The sequence below is a fragment of the Steroidobacter sp. genome (genome assembly GCF_036406195.1).
Taxonomy (GTDB): Bacteria; Pseudomonadota; Gammaproteobacteria; order Steroidobacterales; family Steroidobacteraceae; genus Steroidobacter.
In genome coordinates this window covers 107,969-125,176 of the sequence record NZ_DASWVW010000020.1, presented here as the reverse complement: position 1 = coordinate 125,176, position 17,208 = coordinate 107,969, and the positions used below count along the sequence as shown (strand labels likewise).

Sequence of the window (17,208 nt, the reverse complement as noted above, 5' to 3'; positions counted from 1 at the left end):
CGGAGGCTTGTCTCATGACAGGCGTTGACGAGCTCTCGGAATACGGAGCCAAGCTGCTGCGAGGCCAGCGCACTTGCTGGCGCGAGGCATCCAGCTGCCGGAGCGTTAGCCGAACAGATCCTTCTGGTCTGTATCCTCGCGCGGGCGAATCAGCTCCGGTCCATCGTGGCGGTTGCTGTTCACCAGGTTGCTCACGGGATAGGCGAACATCTCACCGGAAGGAAACGGTTTGAGCACCGCGAAGGCGGCGGCGGGAGTGCCAGTGAGCCAGGTTTCGAGATCTTCCTGGGCAAGTATGGCGGGCATGCGGCGTTCCTCCGCGGGCAGCAGGACGCGTTTGCCGCCGGTCTTCTTGGAGTTGTGAATGTCCGCCATCAGCTCGTTGGCCGGCATGGTGATCACCGTGCACGACTCGATCACTTCGCCACTCGAAGTCACGCTGCGATCCCAAAGGCCGGCGAGGAAGAACGGATCCTGATCGACCACGGTGATGTAGTACGGCACGGCAACCTGCCAGTCAGGCGGCTGCGCCTGCCATTCGTAGAAGCCGGAGAGCGCGACCAGGCAGCGCTGCCCACGGGCCCAGGCATCGCGATAGGATGAGTTGGTCCGCAGCGTCTCGATGCGAGCGTTGATGGTGTTGCCCATGGGCTTGCCCTGCGCCCAATGTGGAATCAACCCCCACCGCAGGTGCGCTCCCTCGCGTTGCCCATCCACTTCGCGTACCACGCGGACAATCGGCACCGGGTCCGTCGGAGAAACATTGTACCGGGCGCCGAATAATCCCTGCGAGCGAAAGCGCGACGACCAGCTGCGACGCTGGATTTCAATCGCGCGCTCGATCGCGGCTTCTTCGGGCGAGACATAGCGGCCACACATGCCCTCATCCTAGCGTCGCGCGGCATGGACCGATAGCACATTTCTGCATCAACGGTCGGCTGCTGAAACCGGCGCGTTGGGATCGGTGATAGCGGCCCGGCGCGCGTCGATAAATAATAAAATGAGCGGGCCATGAAGAACGTCGTCCCTGCCCCATCGGCACGGACCTTGATTTGGAGAGTTTCATGAGAAATGTCGGATTCATCGTCGGCAGCTTGCGCAAAGGCGCCTACACGCGCCTGATGTCGCAAGCGGCTTGCGAGCTGGCGCCAGCGTCGCTGAAGCTGACCGAAATCGGCATTGGCGACCTGCCCTTCTACAATCAGGATCTGGAAACGGACACGCCGCCGGCGCAATGGGTGTCGTTTCGGAACCAGGTGCGGGACTGCGACGCGGTCCTGTTCATCACGCCGGAGTACAACCGCGGCCTGCCGGCCGCGCTGAAGAATGCAATCGATGTCGGCTCGCGGCCCAGGAAGGAAAGTGTATGGCGTGGCAGGCCCGCGGCTGTCATCTCGATGTCGCCCGGCCAACTCGGCGGCATGGCCGCGAATCACCAGTTGCGCCTGTGCCTTTCCGTCATCGGCATGCTGGTGATGCCCGCGCCCGAGATGTATGTTTCGAACGCGGGTGACTTGTTCGATGGCGGCGGCAAGCTCAGCAACGACGATATGCGTCGGCGCGTGAGTTCGATGCTGGCGGATTTCGATACGTGGATTGGTCGCTTCGCGCCCTCACCCCAACCCCTCTCCCAAGGGGAGAGGGGCTGAGGATTCAACTCGTATCTCCCTCTTCCCTTGCGGGGTGGATTGGTGGCTTCGCGCCCTCACCCCAACCCCTCTCCCAAGGGGAGAGGGGCTGAGGATTCGACTCGTATCTCCCTTTCCCCTTGCGGAGTGGATTGGTGGCTTCGCGCCTTCACCCCAACCCCTCTCCCAAGGGGAGAGGGGCTGGAACTGCTATCTCCTATCTCCCTCTCCACCTTGGGGGAGAGGGCCGGGGTGAGGGGTCGCCCGCGCTGGCGGAGCAGTGACATGTCTGCGAACGCGTCGACGAGCGATCGCGAAAGCGATCAATCCACTGGCGGAACCGGCTCCTGCGGCAATCCACGCTGCCGCGGCGAAACATGCTGGGCACATCTGACTCACTCCGCTCGCAAGGTATGATGCTGGTGGCCTAACACCCCGAGGACGTGTCACGGAGCTCGGTTGCGACAACACCCGCGCACATTTCCATGATTTACAGCGTCGGCCATTCCAATCACCCCATCGCGTACTTTCTAGAGTTGTTGCGAGGCTCCGGGGTGGATTTGCTGGCCGACGTTCGATCGACGCCCTACAGCCGATTCAATCCGCAGTTCCGGCGCGATTCCCTGGCTGCGGTGCTGGGCGAGCATGGCATCGAGTACTTATTTCTCGGCGAGGAGTTGGGGGCACGGAGCAAAGATCCCTCGTGCTACGAGGAGGGTCGCATCAACTATCGCAAGCTCGCGGCGACGGATCTGTTCCAACGAGGTATTGAGCGGCTGCTTGCGGCCGCCAAGACGCACACCCTCGCCATCATGTGCGCCGAGAAGGACCCGCTCGACTGTCATCGCACTATCCTGGTGGCGCGTGAGTTGGTCAGCCGAGGCGAACCGGTCAGTCACATTCTCGCCAGCAGCGAGGTGGAGCCGCACGACCTGATCATGCAACGGCTGCGCGAGAAGTTGAAAATCGAGCCGCAGGATCTATTCGGCGAGGACGCCGATGAGCAAGCCTACGATTTGCGCGGACGACAGATCGCATACGTCGATCCCAAAGCGGCGCGCAGCTCGAGTTAGCCCTTCTTCTTTCCTTTGCGGCTTTCGGCCTGCAACTTATCCAGATGCGTTCGGATGTGTGCCGCCTCGGCGGCGGTGTTCGCCAGCGAGATCGCTTTGTCGAAAGACACGCGAGCCTCGTCGTTCCGGTCGAGCTGCATCAACAGCGCGCCGCGCAGGCCGTGGAAATGAAAGTAGCCCGACAACGCCGACTCCAGCGGCTCGACCATCGCCAGGGCCGTCGCGGGCCCCTCGCACTTCATGACTGCGACCGCACGATTCAATGTCACCACCGGCGAAGGCTGAATTGCCTCCAGCAACGCGTACAAGCGGTCGATCTCGTGCCAGTTGGTGTCCTCTGCTTTCGGCGCGCGCGCATGGACCGCCGCGATGGCCGCCTGAATCTGGTACGGGCCCGGCTGTTGGATGCGAATGGCCTTGTCCAGCAGCGCGAACGCCTCGGCGATCAAGTCTCGCCGCCACAAACGGCGATCCTGATCTTCCATCAGCACGATGTTCTGATTGGCGTCGAGCCGCGCCGGCGCACGGGCATGCTGAAGTAACAGCAGCGCAGTGAGCCCCAGGATCTCGGCATTGCCCCGGAACAGACGCAACAGCAAACGCGCCAGCCGGATCGCTTCCTCGCAGAGCGGCTCGCGAATGTGCAATTCGCCGCCGCTGGCCGAGTAGCCTTCGTTGAACAGCAAATAGATCATCGCCGCGACGGTGGACAACCGCTCGGCGCGCTCCACCGCGCCCGGCGTCTCGAACGGCACATCGGCCTGCGAGATGCGGCGCTTGGCGCGCGTGATCCGTTGTTCCATCGCGGCTTCGCCAACCAGGAATGCGCGTGCAATCTCTTGCACCGACAAGCCGGACACAATGCGCAACGCGAGGGCGATCTGCTGAGTCGCGGGCAAATCGGGATGGCAGCAGATGAACAGCAGACGGAGCACGTCGTCGCGATAGTCTGCGCTGTCTAGTCGGTCGGCCATGGTCGCCTCGGCGTCGTCCGTATCGGACAGAACTCCCTCGTCGGGCAACGCCTGCTGCTTGCTGCGGCGTCGCGCCTCGTCCAGCGCGAAATTGCGCCCGACCAGAATCAACCAGGCCGCCGGATCGCGTGGCGGTCCGTTGACCGGCCACTTTTGCAGGGCGCGCAGGCACGCTTCCTGAAACGCTTCCTCGGCGGTTTCCAGATTCCGGAAGTAGCGCAGCAGTGCCGCAACGGCTTGGGGCCGCGCGGAGGTCAGTGCCGCATCTATCCAGCCCAGCTCGCTCATGACTTCAGTTCGTTGCCTTAGTCTCGGGCGGGCTTACTTCTCGCCCGCTGCCGCGTTCATCGCGCCAGGGTGGAAATACATGACCGGACGAATCTCCACGCAGCCCGGCTCGTGCGCCAGCTCGCGAGCGGCGGCGATCACTTCATCCAGCGTTTCGCAATCGAACAGGTAGAAGCCGAGCAGCTGCTCCTTGGTCTCGGCGAACGGGCCATCCAGCACCATCATTTCCCGGCCGGGGCGAACGGTTGTGGAAGTGGTCGTCGGCATCAGACGCGCCACCGGCCCAAGCTTGCCCTTGGCAGCGAACTTGGCCATCACGCCCTGGTGATGCGCCATGACGGCGTCATCCTTTTCCTTGGACCAGGCCCCGACTACGGATTCGGAGTTGTAGCAAATGACGGCGTACAGCATGGGAAAGGCTCCTTTGCCTGCAAGGACGATTCAGTATGACGGATTCCGACACGAGGGCCTGGCGGCCTTATTTTGGCCTGAAGGCCCACCCCCTGCCCCCTCCCGTGCCGTGCCCGGGAGGGGGAGCTCTTTTTTATTTTTTGTTTCCGGAGGAAGTCAGGTCGTGTCCGGCAGCCGCGCGGGTTTGAATATCCGGCTGGCCGCCGCGCAGTCGCCCAGGCCGAGCCGCGGACCGGCTCTTCCGGGCTTCAGCGGCTTACGAGTCCGGCCTGCCTTGGAGATGCAGAGGCATCCCCTCCGAGAAGAAAAAAATAAGATCTTTGTTCCCCCTCCCGTGTACGGGAGGGGGCAGGGGGAGGATCTTCCGGTCGAAACAGGCGCGGCCTGCCGGTCAAAAACCAAAGCAGGCGCTACTCGCAGGCCACCGCCGCCAGCACGATGGGCAACTCGTTGATCTTGGAAACGACCACGCGAAAGCCATCGGCAGCCAGCTCCGTCGGGTCCAGCTCGATCTGAATCTGAAGGTATTCGTCGCCGAGCCGCTCGCTCGCGACGCTGCGCGGGATGAGGTTACGCGCCTGGAAGAACTGCAGTACCCGGACCAGCGAGCCCGGGTCCGCTTCCACCACCGCCTTGAGCCGTAGAGCTACAGCATTGCTGACTTGCATGATCGATCGCCTCTGATTCACCTGAATTCGCAATTCGCATCGAACCCCCGGCATCCGCAGATGCCGGGCGGCGAATTTGAATCCCGATGAAACGGTGGGCGGTCACGGTCAAACAGTCGCTGCCAGGTGGAAACAGGGGCAACTATAGCGCAGCTGCCGGATCACTGCCATGTGCCCCAAAGGAAGCGTGACGCAGGAACGCTTCCGGGCAAATTCCGCGGGCGACCCAAAGGAAGCGTGACCCAAGGAGCGCTCCCGAGGGAAATCCCACGGGAGCCCCGGTGCTCATCTTATTGAGGATCAGGCTGGCAGCAGATCAGGCCTTGCTCTTCTCCGGCAGGGCCACGGTGAACTCCAGCACCTCGTGCCCATCCTCCTTCTCCAGGTTCATCTGCACGGCCTCCGGGTCGACATTGATGTACTTGCGGATGACCTCCAGCAGCTCACGCCGCAGCGTCGGCAAGTAATCCGGGCCACCCCGGGCGGTGCGTTCCTGGGCCACGATGATGCGCAACCGCTCCTTGGCGACGTTGGCGGTCGGCTGGGAACGGCGAAAGAATGCGAGCAGTCCCATTCTCAACCTCCGAACATGCGGGCCAGGAAGCCCTTCTTGGGTTCTTCGAGGAACCGCAGCGGCAAAGTGTCGCCGAGCAGGCGCGCCACCGCGTCCTCATAGGCCTTGGACACATCGCTTTCCTCGTTGAGGATCACCGGCGTGCCGGCGTTGGACGCCGACAGCACATCGGGCGACTCGGGGATCACGCCGATCACGTCCAGGCCGAGGATCTCTTTCACGTCCGCCACGCTCATCATTTCGCCGGTGGCGACGCGACGCGGGCTGTAGCGGGTCAGCAGCAGATGCTCCGTGACTTTCTGCTCGCCCTTTTCGGCGCGCTGGGTCTTGCTGGAGAGCAGGCCGAGGATGCGATCGGAATCGCGCACCGAGGAGACTTCCGGGTTCACCACCACGATGGCGCGATCGGCGTAGTACATGGCGAGGTGCGCGCCCTTCTCGATGCCGGCGGGCGAATCGCAGATGATGTACTCGAAGCCGTCCTGAATCAGCTCGTCGAACACCTTGCGCACGCCTTCCATCGACAGCGCGTCCTTGTCGCGCGTCTGCGAGGCGGCCAGCACGAACAGCGAGTCGAGGCGCTTGTCTTTGATCAACGCCTGCTTGAGCGTGCAATCGCCTTGGATGACGTTGACGAAGTCGTACACCACGCGGCGCTCGCAGCCCATGATGAGGTCGAGGTTGCGCAGGCCGATGTCGAAGTCGATGACGGCAACCTTCTTGCCGCGGCGGGCCAAGCCGCATGCGACGCTGGCGGATGTGGTCGTCTTGCCGACGCCACCCTTGCCTGAAGTCACAACGATGATTTCAGCCAAAGCGGGAGTCTCCTAACGAAAGTGGTTGAGTTTGAATTCGAGGAATAGGACCGGCTGCACGTGCACTTCAGCCACCGATGCGGGCGAAGCGCAGGTCATCGCCATCCAGCCAGGCTTGCACGGGCTTGCCGACCAGCTCCGGCGGCAAGGTCTCGAACACCCGAAAGACGCCGGCGATGGAAATCAGCTCGGCATGGAATTCCTGGCAGAACACGCGCGCAGTCACTTCGCCCCTGGCACCGGCCACGGCGCGGCCGCGCAGCGGCCCGTAGATGTGCACACAACCGTCGGCGATCACTTCGGCGCCGGCGCCCACCGTCGAGGTGACGACCAGATCCGAGTGGCGCGCATAGACGCGTTGCCCCGAGCGAACCGGCTGATGCTGCATCAATGTGGGCGGATGCAAGACCGGCGCGTCCGTCGGCGGCGGCGCGGGTTTCGGCGGTTCCTTCGCGACCGGCACAGGCGATGCTTTGCCCTGCACTCGGAATTGAGTAAGCACCGGCACATCGAGCGAACGCGCCAGCGCATCCACCTCGGCCGTGCCATGCGCCAGCCCGACCGCGAGCATGCCGGCACGCCGTACAGCATCGAACACCGCGCGCATTTCGCTCGTCGACGGCTCCTTTTCCAGCGCGCTCAGATCCAGACACACCGCGGTTCGTTCGAAAAATTGGGGTGCGGCGGCGACGCGACCGGTCAACTCATCGAGGATGGTGCCGGCGTCGACGGTGCGGAGGCGTACCTGCGCCAGACCCACCTGGCCAAAACGGATTTCGACGGCTGGTTCTCGCGCAGCTTCGACGGCTTTATTCATCACTCGGATTTCGCACAAGGCCAGGGGACTTTGCCGGGGCGAAGTGTAAACGATGCTGCGGCCGCTGCGTGCGCCGATGCAAACTGTCGTGCGGCATCGACAGCTGTTTTTTTATATCTCGAGGGAACGATGAGCGCGGCCGGTTCGTCATTTCGGGACCGCCCGCGCCGACGGGGTAACATCGGTATGCCCGCGGCGGTCATTGCTGGGCAGTAATTTCCCGCCGCGGAGGCATGCATGGCAACGACGCCGCTGTTGTGGACCGGAGGCTGGGATTCGACCTTTCGGCTGTTGACGCTGTTGCTTCGCGAGCAGCGCGAAGTCCAGCCGTACTACGTGATCGACAGCCTGCATTACCGGCCAGCGGTCCCGGCCGAGCAGGAAGCGATGCGGTTGATCCGCCAGGCGCTGCTGAAAAGATATCCGAAGGCAGCTGTCAGGTTGGCCGACACCATCGAATGCCGGCTGGCCGACATCGCGGAGGACGCCGAAACGGCGCGCCACTATGAGCGTTGTCTCGCCATCGGCTTCATCGGCGGTCAGTACGAATGGCTGGCTCGCTACTGTCGCCAGCACGGGATCGACGGCATGGAGTTGTCCATTCATCGGGACGACAAGGCGCGTGAGTTGCTCGCCGACCTGATCGCATCCACCCGGGACCGGCTCGATCCGCGCTTTGCCGGTGACTGCCGTTACGAGTTGTTCAAGTCGTTTCGGCTGCCGCTGTTCGATCTGACCAAGCGGCAGATGCAAGCCGAAGCGCGCGAAGCTGGGTTCGAGGAACTGATGCGGCTCACGTGGTTCTGCCACAAGCCCCGCCGTGGCCAGCCCTGCGGCACTTGCAATCCTTGCATCTACACCATCGAGGAAGGGTTGGGCGAACGCGTGCCTTTGCGCGGACGCCTGCGATACCACTTGCGCGTGACCCCGCGCATTCGGCACTGGTTGGCCCGCCATCCTGATCTGTACATGCGAGTACGCGCACTGTACCGACGCTTGCGTCATTCGTTGATGGCACGGCCGGGCACCTCCGCGTCCAGCATCTGATCCGGACGCTGCATGAGTTCTGACAGCGCCTGACCGGTTTGCGGCGTAATGTGATGGCCTGCCCTTACGTATGGAGACCGCCATGACCGTCGCGCAAAAAGACAAAGCCGTCGCGTTCCGGGCGCTGCATGAGCAGCCTCGCGCCTTTGTCATCGCCAACGCATGGGACGCCGGCTCGGCGCAGTTGCTCGCTGGCCTCGGATTCCCGGCAATCGCCACGTCGAGCGCGGCTTCGGCGGCCACGCTCGGCCGACGGGACGGCAAAATCACCCGCGACGAAGCGATGGCCCATGCGAGAGCGCTGGCAGCGGCCGTCGATATCCCGGTTTCGGCAGACCTGGAGAACGGCTTCGGCCCCGCGCCGGAGTATGTGGCGGAGACCATCCGGCTCGCCGCGGGCACCGGGCTGGCCGGCGGGTCCATCGAGGATCACAGCGGCGATCCCACCCGGCCGATTTATGATTTCGATCAGGCCGTGGAGCGCGTGACCGCGGCGGTCGAGGCGGCTCGCTCGTTGAGCTTTCCGTTCACCCTGACCGCCCGCTGTGAAAACTTCCTCCATGGCCATCCCGACCTGGACGACACCATCAAGCGGCTGCAAGCCTTCGAGAACGCCGGCGCAGACGTGCTGTTCGCTCCCGGTCTGCCGAACCTGAATGCGGTGCGCATGGTGTGCTCTTCGCTCTCCAAACCGGTGAACTTCATGGTCGGCATCCCCGGCCACTCCTTCAGCGTCCCCGAACTGCAAGACGCCGGCGTGCGGAGAATCAGCCTCGCCACCTCCCTGCATCGCGCAGCCATGAGCGGGCTGTACCACGCGGCGTTGGAGATCAAGGAGAAAGGAACGTTCGAATTCTTGAACGGGTTGGTCAGCCCGAAGGTGCTGGGGCAGTACTTGCGTGGTTGAAGATCGAAGGATGCTCCGGCACCGCCGGAGCGTCCGCTACGCGCCTGTGATCAGCAAGTCGAGCGCCGAGATGATCGCGCTCCGCTGATCAGCAATGCTGCCAACCGAAGCTCCAAGCTCCGAGCGCGCGATGCCCGCCAACTGCGGCGTCATCAGCAGGTATTGCTCTCCATCGATATTGATGGCCGGTGTGAGACGCGCAATCGGCTTCTTGGTCAGCGCCGGCGCTTTCGTGAGCGGAATGACCAGCCGCGTCTGAAGGTCATCGAGCAAATCAGCCTGGGCGTCCACCAGCAGTGGATATGTGGACTTGGTACGTGGATTCTTGTTCTTGTAAACCGTGAACTGCGCCATCAGAAGCTCCGGGTGCCGTCCGAGAACACACCGTGCTTCTCAACATGCTGGTTGTAGGCCTCGATGGCTGCACGATTCTCCTCCCGCCATTGGCGCTCCTGGGCCTGCCGCAACTTCTCGATCAATGCCTGCTCGAGTGTGGCGGACAGATTGATCTTCGAGGCACGGGCAGCCTCCAGCAGGTCGCGGCGGATGCTGACATTAGTGGCACTCTTCGGCGCCGCGCGGGTGGGGGACGTCATGGGCTCGCTCCTGGCAGGGTCAGCCCATTGTAATGCGCATGCATAATGCGCATCAACCATGCGCCATAGATCTCTAAAATGGGATCTCTGAAATGGCCGGCTCAGCCGGCCGTGAGCGGAAACAAACTCAGTATCAGCGCCGCGATCATCATCAACAGGCACACGCCAACTGCCCACTTGAGCGTGAATTTCTGGTGATCGCCGAACTCCACGCCCGCCAGGCCGACCAGGAGATACGTCGAGGCCACCAGCGGACTCAGCACATGAATCGGCTGCCCGATCAGCGAGGCCCGCGCCATCTCCACTGGAGTAATGCCCGCGGATCGTCCGAGGCATTCACCTGCAGCTCCGGAAACACCTCGGTGATGTCGACCGCTTGCGGAGCGTTGGCCTGATGCAGCGTGTGCTGGTGGGCCACGTGACGCGCCACAGTGAACAGGTACGCTTCCGGGCTACGGATCATTTCGTGCTGTTCCACCCTCATCAGGCGCAAGAACACCTCCTGCGCGAGATCCGGCACATCGGCCGAGTTGCGAGCCCGGGTAAACAGGAACCGTCGCAGGCGATCGCCATATTGGGCCGCCAGGCCTGCGACGAAGGATTTCTGGGTTTGTTTGGCCAATCTCGGGTTCCGACCGGTACCTTCCCAGGGCTGGAGAGCGGTTGGCGAGCAAAAGTGTATATCTGGCCGGATCGAGGCTGCGAGGCCGGGCTGCTTCAGGCGGGCCAGCCAGTCTAGTGCAGAACCCTTCCTCTCACCCCGCGTAAGCGCGCCGCCGCCAAACGGCTCTTGGCACCCGCATAGCTGGCCGCTTTTTTCGGGTCCTTGGCACGTCGCGCCGGACGTTTCTTGTGCAGCGAGGAGCGGCGGCGCGTCTTCAATGCATGCGCGATTTCCATGCCGATCTCGAGCGAGGTGTCGTCGGCCAGGATGCCGGCGACCAGCAGCACGCCCGCCTGAGTGAAGGCCAGTGTCGGTCTCACATCCTGGCGGCCGCGGTCATGAGCCTTCGACAGCTTGTGAACTACGGTAGGTTTGAAGCGCCACAGCTTGCCGCTGAGCTTTGCGTACAGCGCGGACCGGCTGATGCCGAACAAGGCGGCGAGATCCGAATCCTTGATGGCTTTCTCGCCACGGACCTGGATCACCACCGCCGCGATCTTGCTGGCGGACAGCCGCCGGTAAATGCGCGGCCCGCTCATGCGACACCGCCGTCGTGAAGCGCGCCAGCTATCGGCCGTTGCTTGCTTCGAGCATGTCGATGATGCGAACCACGAAGCGTTGCTGCGTCTTGGAAAGCGCCTGCAGCCGCTCCGCATGGCGCATCGCACGCGGCGACAGCCGCCGCTTGGGAATACGCACTGGCTTGGTGATGCCCATCAAGTCCTCGGGCGCGATGGCGAATACCTTCGACAGCTTGGTCATGATGAACACCGATACGCGCCGCTCGCCGAGCTCGTAAGCGAACACAGCCTGCTGTGATACGCCGACGGCCCTTGCCAGCTCCGCTTGAGTCATCCCGCGCGACTTTCGCAACAAGGCAAGGTGCGCGCCGAGAGCTTTGTAGTAAGCATGACTCTCCTGCTTCATCTCGATTACAACCGTGTATCGTTTTAGTCATGGCAATTCTTAGTGACATCCTATTTCGGAATAAAGCGCCAACATCTATTCGGTGGACTATCCACGAGTATTATCGCGGACTATCACCAGCATCGTTTCGCAGAAATTCGAACGCGGCCGGCCTGATGCCATGAGCCGTTCCCTTACCGCGTTTGTAACACCATTCTCTTGGTGAAAATGTCGAGTTTGCGCAAAGTTTTTATTTTGACGCCGACGATGCGTTGCAACTGAAAATACCGGCTTTTGTAAACTCAACTGACCCAGCTTAGCAGGCACTCATGCGCGAACATCTAGCGCAGCGACGACGCCGTCGTACTTCAGCAGCCCCGCGGGCGCCAACCGCTGTCACATCGATGAGTGGTGGCACCGCGGAAACGCACCAGTGTGATACGTGTGCGGAACCGCCGGCACGGAACTGTGTGCGCGCATCTGTGTACGACTGACTTCACACCGCAGGCGGCCTCGCGGATACTTTGGGTCCCGAATTTCGAGGATCGGCAAAGTGAACGATCTCAGCCTCAGCGGATTCCTGGTGCGGGCGGCTTTGTCGCTGCTGCTGGTGCTGCTGACCTTCAATCCCAGCGGCTACTCTTATGTGCACATGGTGGCCGACAACTTCCCCAACGTGACGCCCGTGGAAGTGGTATTGGGCATCCTGGTGCTGATCGGCTGGCTGGTTTTTCTGGGAGCGACCCTGCGCTCGATCGGGTTGTTCGGCATGGTGCTGGCGTTCGCGCTGTGCGCCGCACTGATCTGGATGATTGCGTCCTGGGGCTGGCTGCGCCTGGACGATACCAACGCCCTGACCTGGATCGGGCTGGTGGTGCTGGCCCTGATCATGGCCATCGGCATGGCCTGGGCCCACCTCTACCGCCGCTGGACCGGCCAGGCGACGGTGGACGAGGTCAATGAACGGCCCTAGAGGGAGGCCAGTTGGCACTGACCTCCTCTCTACTAGAACTGGCTAGAACTGATACTTCAATTCGATGCCGTAGGTGTCGGGCGAGGACGGCGAACCGAGATCCACGCCCGGCGCGCCAGACTCCATCGAATTGAAATCCTGCCAGTAGAACTCGTCGAGCACGTTGCGACCCCAAGCCGTCGCGGTCCAACGATCGTTGCCGATCGAAACTCGCAGGTCGAGCATGTTGACCGGATCGCGCACGTCGACATTGTCCGGGTGCCAGTACTTCTTGCCCCAGCGTCCATAGTCGATACGCACTGTGCCGGTCAGCGCGCCCAGCGGCACCTCCAGCTGACTGCCCAGCGAGAACGTCGACTTCTGCGTCTTGGGCGTGCGGTTGCCACGCTCCGCCGGCACTGTGAGCGTCGGATCGAACGCCTTGATATCGGAGTCGAGCACACCGACCGCACCCAGCAGGGTCCAGTAGCGCGTCGCCTGCATCTGCCATTCCACCTCGGCGCCGGTGAATTCCACCTTGTCGAGGTTGTCGATGACCTGCGCGCCGCCTTGATCGAAATCGATGTAGAAGAACTGATAATCCTCGCTGCGCGAGCGGAACACGGCGGCGTTCAAGCGCAGACGATTGTCCCACCAGGTGGACTTGTAGCCGATCTCGAAATTCTCCAACGTCTCGGCGTCGAACGGCCGGCCGCCCACGCCATTGAAGCCGCCGGAGCGGAAGCCGGTGGCGTAGGTCGCGTACACCAGGTGATCGTCGTTGAGTTTGTGATCGACCACGATGCGCGGCTGCACATCGCTGAACGATTTGCTGCGCTTCGGGCGCGCCGGATCTCCCGCGTTGGTCTGCTCTCGCTTGTCTCGGTCGTAGCGCAACGACACACCCACCGTCGTCCTATCGGTAAGGTCGTAGTCGACTTGCGCGAACGCCGAGTAGGCTTCGTTGTCGTTCTCCTCCGCGTTGCGGACCAACGGAATGCCCGGCAGGCCGGGGATGAGCAGATTTGCGATGGTATCCAGCTCGCGATCGGTGGCGAGATAGAAACCGCCGATGATCCAGCGCAGCTGCTGATCGTCGGGCGAGGCGAGCCGGATTTCCTGGCTCAGCAAGGTCGTCTCCAGCAGCTGGCTCTGATCGGCCTGCGGACCGAGGTCGAAGATGCCGTTCGGGCAGTCGACCGGATTACAGAAATCCAGGTCGCCGTAATAGTCCTCGCTGAGATCCGTGTAGCCGGTGATCGCGGTGAGCGTGCCTAGACCATTGCGCCAATCGATCTTCACCGTCGCATCGCTGATCTCGCGCGTGCTGCGGCCCAGAATGTCCGAACGCGGCAGCACTTCGCGATTCGCATTGCCGGTCAGCGCCGGGTCCATGGAAGCATCGAGCACCGCGCCGCCATCGATTTCCGAGTACGAGCCTCGCAGGTCGATGGTCAGCGCGTCCGTCGCCAGGATCATGAAGCGGGCACGAACGTCCTTCGACTCGTAGAAATCGACCTTCTCGTTCAGGAACACGTTCTTGATGTTGCCGTCGGTGTCCTTGTACGCACCGGACAAACGGAACAGCAGCTTGTCATCGACAATGGGACCGGACACCGCGGCACTGGCGGTCTTCAAGTTCCCCGAGCCGGCACCGACCATGGCCCAGCCGTCGAGCTCGTTGGTGGGCTCGCGCGTGACGATGTTGATGGCGCCGCCGATTGCATTGCGTCCGTAGAGCGCGCCCTGCGGACCCTTGAGAACCTCGATGCGCTCGACGTCGAACAGCTCCATGCGCAGTTGCTTCTGGCTGTTCTGCGGCACGCCGTCGACGACGATGGCGACCGGCGAGTCCGCATTGTTGATCTGCGCGACGCCGCGAACCGATACGAAGCTGTTACCGACGGTGAATGATTCGTCGTAAGTAACGTTCGGTGTCATCGGCAGAATGTCGCGCGTACTGCCGACACCTCGCGCTTCGATCTCGGCGGCGGTGAATGCCGTCACGGCGACGGGCACATCCTGCAAACGTTCGGTGCGACGCTGCGCCGTCACCGTCACTTCTTCCAATGTGAACGTGTCGCCGGTGTTCTGTGCGGCAGCCAGGCCAGACTGACTGCCAAGCAAGATCGTCAAGGCCGCTAGTGAATGTTTGTGAATCATGGTGACTCCCCAATCTTTTGTTGTGTTGCTCGGTTCAGGTGGCCGCTTCGATGGGCAGGAAAGGCTCATCGAACCCGAAGGCTTTCGGCCCCCAGACTTCCAGTGCGCGCTCGCTGCGCATGATGGGCGGCACGCTCGCGCCCACCACCTTCACGCGCTGGCCATATTTCAGGTTCTCGGTGGTGATGGGCTCGGCAGTTTCGCGATCCAGGATCGAGATCAGGTCCGGCACGATGGCGACCGTGCGGCCATCGGCGCGCGCGCGCAGATATTCATTGCGGAACGTGACCTCGAGGCGCTGCCGGCCGGATAAGTCTTCGATGATGGCGTGGCCGATCGCCCAGCCGTGCAGCGTCTCTCGCTTGAGATCGACGATCTTGCCGTCGAATAGCATGCGGCAATGACGGTAGTACTCGGTGGTGCGCAGATGGGCGAACAGGCTTTCGAACGGTTCGCGCTGTTCCTTACGAGCCTGGCCGATGGCGCGGCCGATGCCCAGCGCAAGACTCAGCGTATCGCGGATCGCGCACTCTTTCACGGCGCGCCCGCTCATCGGGTACAACGCGAGCATGCACAGCCCGCCCATCGGCACGACGATGGGGCGCGCCAGTCTTTCCACGCGCAAGTTGCTGTCGGACTCGATGAGCACCACGTCGCCATTCTCGTCCGTCATCGCCATGGGCGCGCTGCGCTGGCCGAAGATGTTGAAGCTCACCATCTGCAATTCCGGGAACGCGCGGCCCATGCCGTCCCCATCGACGACCGGAAGGCCGAGATGCGCTGCCATCGCGACCGGATACAACGCGTTCAAGCCGCCGATCTCGGCGCTCATGATGGCGGTCGCCTTGCGACCAAGCCGATTCTCCAGCGCGCGCAACACTCGCTCGCCTTCGGCGAAGCCGAGAATCTTCTCGATGATGACGGTGGGTGCACCCATGCCCGCGATGGGAATCACCAGCGCATCGTCATCCAGCTCAGCGACCGGCAGCACTCGCGCCGGCGGCGACTTCTTCAACGCCTGCTCCAGAAGCAAACGCCCGATGTAGGGATCGCCGCCACCGCCGGTGCCGAGGAAGGCTGCGCCGCGAGCGAAATCGTGGGTATCGGACAGCTCGATGCGCATGCTCAAACTCCCAGTCCGGCCAGCTCGCCGATGGCTTTGACTCGTACGCGCACCGCACCTCCAGGCAGGTACTGCAATGGCAGTTCTTCGATATCGGCGATCTTCACGGTGGCGCCGTCGGCACCGGCTGCGATTGCCTTGTTGGTTGCTTCAGTCCGCGCACGTTCCAGCGCATCGTTGCGACCGATCTGCTCATATGAATAGACCTGGTCCACTTCGCCACTGACCTGCGCGATGGCCGCGCCGATGGCGTTCGCGACGCCGGCCTGTTTTGGAACGGTCACCTGGGCCGCGCCTCGCAGCGTGGTCGGCGCGAGAATGCTGCCGCCGCCGACCAGCACGACGGGAACGGCGCTCGATGAGGTTTTCATGCGATCGATGGCGTCCTCGATCATGACGCCGATACGGCGCACGGCCTTGGCGACGAGCTCGCGATCCAGATGTTTCAGAGCGGCGGGGTCGCCGACGTTTGCCATGCCGCTTGCGACCGCGATGTCTGTAGCCGTGAGCGTGGCGCCGCCGAACACGAACCCTTCGCTAAGCAACTTGAAACCAACCGAATCGGGTCCGATCGTGACGGCCTCACCTGCCTGTCGCACGCGGCTGCCGCCACCGAGACCAATGGAAAGCACGTCGGGCATGCGGAAGTTGGTTCGAACGCCACCGACGTCGACCGCAATCGAGCTTTCGCGCGGCAAGCCGCCGGCAAGCACGCCGACATCGGTGGTCGTGCCGCCAATGTCGACGACGATGCAGTCGTTCAATCCCGTGAGGAAGCCGCCGCCTCGGATGCTGTTGGTCGGACCCGACGCAAAGGTCAGCACCGGATAACGGGCCGCCACCTGCGGCGGCATCAACGTGCCGTCGTTCTGACTCACATACAAAGGACACTTGATATCGAGCGCGGCAAGCGCGTCGCCGAATGAACGCACTACGTCGACCGCCATCGCGGACAGCGAGGCATTCATGATGGCCGCGTTCTCGCGCTCGATCAGGCCGATCCGGCCCAATTCGTGAGACAGCGTGATTGCGGCGTCGGGAATGATCTCCAGCACGATGTCGCGAGCGAACTGCTCTTGCGCCTCGTTCACGGGAGCAAACACGGACGAGATCGCGACCGCCCGAATGCCTTCGTCGCGAATGGCTTTCGCCGCAGCCACGATCTCATCGCGCACGGGCTCGGCGATCTGACTGCCGTCGTAGTTGTAGCCTCCACGAACCACCTGCGCGGGGCCGGCCACTACGTCACGCAGCTGGTCGGGCCAATCCGCAAACGGCGGCAGGCTGGTGGTTGCCGGAGCGGCCAACCTGATGACACCGACCCGGGCAAGCGACCGCGCCTGAACGAAGGCATTGGTGAAATGGGTCGTGCCAATCATGACCGCGCCGATCTGCGGGCCCTTTGCCTCGGCCTGCCGCAACACCTCGGCGAGCGCGGTGCGAATGCCTGTGCCCACATCAACCGTCGTAGGGGATTTGAAGGCAGCACGGACGTCGCGGCCGAGCATGACCACCGCGTCGGTGTTGGTGCCGCCCACATCGATGCCGATCCGCAGGAGAGGTGTGTTCATTGCCCGGTCATTAAGAGATCCGGGGCGGGCG

The 17,208-nt window shown here is 62.9% G+C and carries 20 protein-coding genes and 1 pseudogene; 5 read left to right on the top strand and 16 right to left on the bottom strand.

The annotated features are described in order from the left end of the window. Positions 1–105 precede the first annotated feature (105 nt). The gene (locus tag VGE08_RS10110) at positions 106–879 is read right to left on the bottom strand and encodes an SOS response-associated peptidase (protein ID WP_331067752.1); all 774 of its coding nucleotides are present in this window, start codon (positions 877–879) and stop codon (positions 106–108) included. Positions 880–1,064: 185 nt separating this feature from the next. Here VGE08_RS10110 and VGE08_RS10105 point away from each other — a divergent pair, with 185 nt between their 5' ends. Beyond that, the gene (locus VGE08_RS10105) at positions 1,065–1,649 is read left to right on the top strand and encodes an NAD(P)H-dependent oxidoreductase (protein ID WP_331067751.1); all 585 of its coding nucleotides are present in this window, start codon (positions 1,065–1,067) and stop codon (positions 1,647–1,649) included. 464 nt (positions 1,650–2,113) lie between these two features. Next, positions 2,114–2,701 (top strand): DUF488 domain-containing protein, encoded by a 588-nt coding sequence (locus VGE08_RS10100; RefSeq protein ID WP_331067750.1) that lies wholly within the window; start codon positions 2,114–2,116, stop codon positions 2,699–2,701. On the opposite strand, the gene VGE08_RS10095 is transcribed toward VGE08_RS10100, so the two are convergent. From VGE08_RS10095 to minC, 6 genes are all read right to left on the bottom strand, one after another. After that, positions 2,698–3,963 (bottom strand): RNA polymerase sigma factor, encoded by a 1,266-nt coding sequence (locus VGE08_RS10095; RefSeq protein WP_331067749.1) that lies wholly within the window; start codon positions 3,961–3,963, stop codon positions 2,698–2,700. The genes VGE08_RS10100 and VGE08_RS10095 overlap by 4 nt on opposite strands. 33 nt (positions 3,964–3,996) lie before the next feature. Further along, the gene (locus VGE08_RS10090; RefSeq protein WP_331067748.1) at positions 3,997–4,374 is read right to left on the bottom strand and encodes a YciI family protein; all 378 of its coding nucleotides are present in this window, start codon (positions 4,372–4,374) and stop codon (positions 3,997–3,999) included. A 410-nt stretch (positions 4,375–4,784) separates the two neighbouring features. Beyond that, positions 4,785–5,042 (bottom strand): hypothetical protein, encoded by a 258-nt coding sequence (locus VGE08_RS10085; RefSeq protein ID WP_331067747.1) that lies wholly within the window; start codon positions 5,040–5,042, stop codon positions 4,785–4,787. Between the two features lie 316 nt (positions 5,043–5,358). After that, positions 5,359–5,616 carry a cell division topological specificity factor MinE gene (gene minE, locus VGE08_RS10080; protein WP_331067746.1) on the bottom strand — a complete coding sequence of 86 codons (258 nt, stop codon included), beginning with the start codon at positions 5,614–5,616 and terminating at the stop codon, positions 5,359–5,361. Positions 5,617–5,618: 2 nt separating this feature from the next. After that, positions 5,619–6,431, bottom strand: coding sequence for a septum site-determining protein MinD (minD, locus tag VGE08_RS10075; protein ID WP_331067745.1), 813 nt, complete (start codon positions 6,429–6,431; stop codon positions 5,619–5,621). A 67-nt stretch (positions 6,432–6,498) separates the two neighbouring features. Next, positions 6,499–7,248 carry a septum site-determining protein MinC gene (gene minC / locus VGE08_RS10070; RefSeq protein WP_331067744.1) on the bottom strand — a complete coding sequence of 250 codons (750 nt, stop codon included), beginning with the start codon at positions 7,246–7,248 and terminating at the stop codon, positions 6,499–6,501. 237 nt (positions 7,249–7,485) lie between these two features. On the opposite strand from minC, the gene VGE08_RS10065 reads away from it, so the two are divergent. Then, positions 7,486–8,295 (top strand): 7-cyano-7-deazaguanine synthase, encoded by an 810-nt coding sequence (locus VGE08_RS10065; protein WP_331067743.1) that lies wholly within the window; start codon positions 7,486–7,488, stop codon positions 8,293–8,295. An 82-nt stretch (positions 8,296–8,377) separates the two neighbouring features. Beyond that, a complete protein-coding gene (locus VGE08_RS10060) occupies positions 8,378–9,202 on the top strand; it encodes an isocitrate lyase/phosphoenolpyruvate mutase family protein (protein ID WP_331067742.1) in 825 nt (274 codons plus the stop codon). 36 nt (positions 9,203–9,238) lie between these two features. On the opposite strand, the gene VGE08_RS10055 is transcribed toward VGE08_RS10060, so the two are convergent. From VGE08_RS10055 to VGE08_RS10030, 6 genes and pseudogenes are all read right to left on the bottom strand, one after another. Continuing rightward, the gene (locus VGE08_RS10055; protein WP_331067741.1) at positions 9,239–9,556 is read right to left on the bottom strand and encodes a CcdB family protein; all 318 of its coding nucleotides are present in this window, start codon (positions 9,554–9,556) and stop codon (positions 9,239–9,241) included. Continuing rightward, positions 9,556–9,798: a type II toxin-antitoxin system CcdA family antitoxin gene (locus VGE08_RS10050; protein ID WP_331067740.1), complete on the bottom strand. Its 243-nt coding sequence runs from the start codon at positions 9,796–9,798 to the stop codon at positions 9,556–9,558. The genes VGE08_RS10055 and VGE08_RS10050 overlap by 1 nt, the downstream gene beginning before the upstream one ends. A gap of 101 nt (positions 9,799–9,899) precedes the next feature. Next, positions 9,900–10,115 (bottom strand): annotated as a pseudogene (locus tag VGE08_RS10045) (citrate transporter); the annotation flags it as partial. Next, positions 10,079–10,420 carry an RNA polymerase sigma factor gene (locus VGE08_RS10040; RefSeq protein ID WP_331067739.1) on the bottom strand — a complete coding sequence of 114 codons (342 nt, stop codon included), beginning with the start codon at positions 10,418–10,420 and terminating at the stop codon, positions 10,079–10,081. The gene VGE08_RS10040 and the pseudogene VGE08_RS10045, both read right to left, overlap by 37 nt. A gap of 113 nt (positions 10,421–10,533) precedes the next feature. Further along, positions 10,534–11,001 carry a hypothetical protein gene (locus VGE08_RS10035; protein WP_331067738.1) on the bottom strand — a complete coding sequence of 156 codons (468 nt, stop codon included), beginning with the start codon at positions 10,999–11,001 and terminating at the stop codon, positions 10,534–10,536. Between the two features lie 28 nt (positions 11,002–11,029). After that, positions 11,030–11,389 (bottom strand): helix-turn-helix transcriptional regulator, encoded by a 360-nt coding sequence (locus tag VGE08_RS10030; RefSeq protein WP_331067737.1) that lies wholly within the window; start codon positions 11,387–11,389, stop codon positions 11,030–11,032. A 532-nt stretch (positions 11,390–11,921) separates the two neighbouring features. Here VGE08_RS10030 and VGE08_RS10025 point away from each other — a divergent pair. Continuing rightward, positions 11,922–12,341, top strand: a complete 420-nt coding sequence (locus tag VGE08_RS10025; protein WP_331067736.1) for a DUF6524 family protein — start codon at positions 11,922–11,924, stop codon at positions 12,339–12,341. A gap of 42 nt (positions 12,342–12,383) precedes the next feature. Here the strand turns inward: VGE08_RS10025 and VGE08_RS10020 are convergent, their stop codons facing one another. The 3 genes from VGE08_RS10020 to VGE08_RS10010 are packed head-to-tail and all read right to left on the bottom strand — an operon-like array spanning position 12,384 to position 17,177. Further along, a complete protein-coding gene (locus VGE08_RS10020; RefSeq protein WP_331067735.1) occupies positions 12,384–14,483 on the bottom strand; it encodes a TonB-dependent receptor in 2,100 nt (699 codons plus the stop codon). Positions 14,484–14,517: 34 nt separating this feature from the next. Further along, positions 14,518–15,606, bottom strand: a complete 1,089-nt coding sequence (locus tag VGE08_RS10015) for a DUF917 domain-containing protein (RefSeq protein WP_331067734.1) — start codon at positions 15,604–15,606, stop codon at positions 14,518–14,520. 2 nt (positions 15,607–15,608) lie between these two features. Further along, positions 15,609–17,177, bottom strand: a complete 1,569-nt coding sequence (locus tag VGE08_RS10010; protein ID WP_331067733.1) for a hydantoinase/oxoprolinase family protein — start codon at positions 17,175–17,177, stop codon at positions 15,609–15,611. Positions 17,178–17,208 lie beyond the last annotated feature (31 nt).

What these genes read in the sequence shown, in the direction of transcription:
- VGE08_RS10110 (WP_331067752.1), bottom strand. Translation starts at nt 879, where the DNA reads ATGTGTGGCCGCTATGTCTCGCCCGAAGAAGCCGCGATCGAGCGCGCG.
- VGE08_RS10105 (WP_331067751.1), top strand. Translation starts at nt 1,065, where the DNA reads ATGAGAAATGTCGGATTCATCGTCGGCAGCTTGCGCAAAGGCGCCTAC.
- VGE08_RS10100 (WP_331067750.1), top strand. Translation starts at nt 2,114, where the DNA reads ATGATTTACAGCGTCGGCCATTCCAATCACCCCATCGCGTACTTTCTA.
- VGE08_RS10095 (WP_331067749.1), bottom strand. Translation starts at nt 3,963, where the DNA reads ATGAGCGAGCTGGGCTGGATAGATGCGGCACTGACCTCCGCGCGGCCC.
- VGE08_RS10090 (WP_331067748.1), bottom strand. Translation starts at nt 4,374, where the DNA reads ATGCTGTACGCCGTCATTTGCTACAACTCCGAATCCGTAGTCGGGGCC.
- VGE08_RS10085 (WP_331067747.1), bottom strand. Translation starts at nt 5,042, where the DNA reads ATGCAAGTCAGCAATGCTGTAGCTCTACGGCTCAAGGCGGTGGTGGAA.
- minE (WP_331067746.1), bottom strand. Translation starts at nt 5,616, where the DNA reads ATGGGACTGCTCGCATTCTTTCGCCGTTCCCAGCCGACCGCCAACGTC.
- minC (WP_331067744.1), bottom strand. Translation starts at nt 7,248, where the DNA reads ATGAATAAAGCCGTCGAAGCTGCGCGAGAACCAGCCGTCGAAATCCGT.
- VGE08_RS10065 (WP_331067743.1), top strand. Translation starts at nt 7,486, where the DNA reads ATGGCAACGACGCCGCTGTTGTGGACCGGAGGCTGGGATTCGACCTTT.
- VGE08_RS10060 (WP_331067742.1), top strand. Translation starts at nt 8,378, where the DNA reads ATGACCGTCGCGCAAAAAGACAAAGCCGTCGCGTTCCGGGCGCTGCAT.
- VGE08_RS10055 (WP_331067741.1), bottom strand. Translation starts at nt 9,556, where the DNA reads ATGGCGCAGTTCACGGTTTACAAGAACAAGAATCCACGTACCAAGTCC.
- VGE08_RS10050 (WP_331067740.1), bottom strand. Translation starts at nt 9,798, where the DNA reads ATGACGTCCCCCACCCGCGCGGCGCCGAAGAGTGCCACTAATGTCAGC.
- VGE08_RS10035 (WP_331067738.1), bottom strand. Translation starts at nt 11,001, where the DNA reads ATGAGCGGGCCGCGCATTTACCGGCGGCTGTCCGCCAGCAAGATCGCG.
- VGE08_RS10030 (WP_331067737.1), bottom strand. Translation starts at nt 11,389, where the DNA reads ATGAAGCAGGAGAGTCATGCTTACTACAAAGCTCTCGGCGCGCACCTT.
- VGE08_RS10020 (WP_331067735.1), bottom strand. Translation starts at nt 14,483, where the DNA reads ATGATTCACAAACATTCACTAGCGGCCTTGACGATCTTGCTTGGCAGT.
- VGE08_RS10015 (WP_331067734.1), bottom strand. Translation starts at nt 15,606, where the DNA reads ATGCGCATCGAGCTGTCCGATACCCACGATTTCGCTCGCGGCGCAGCC.
- VGE08_RS10010 (WP_331067733.1), bottom strand. Translation starts at nt 17,177, where the DNA reads ATGAACACACCTCTCCTGCGGATCGGCATCGATGTGGGCGGCACCAAC.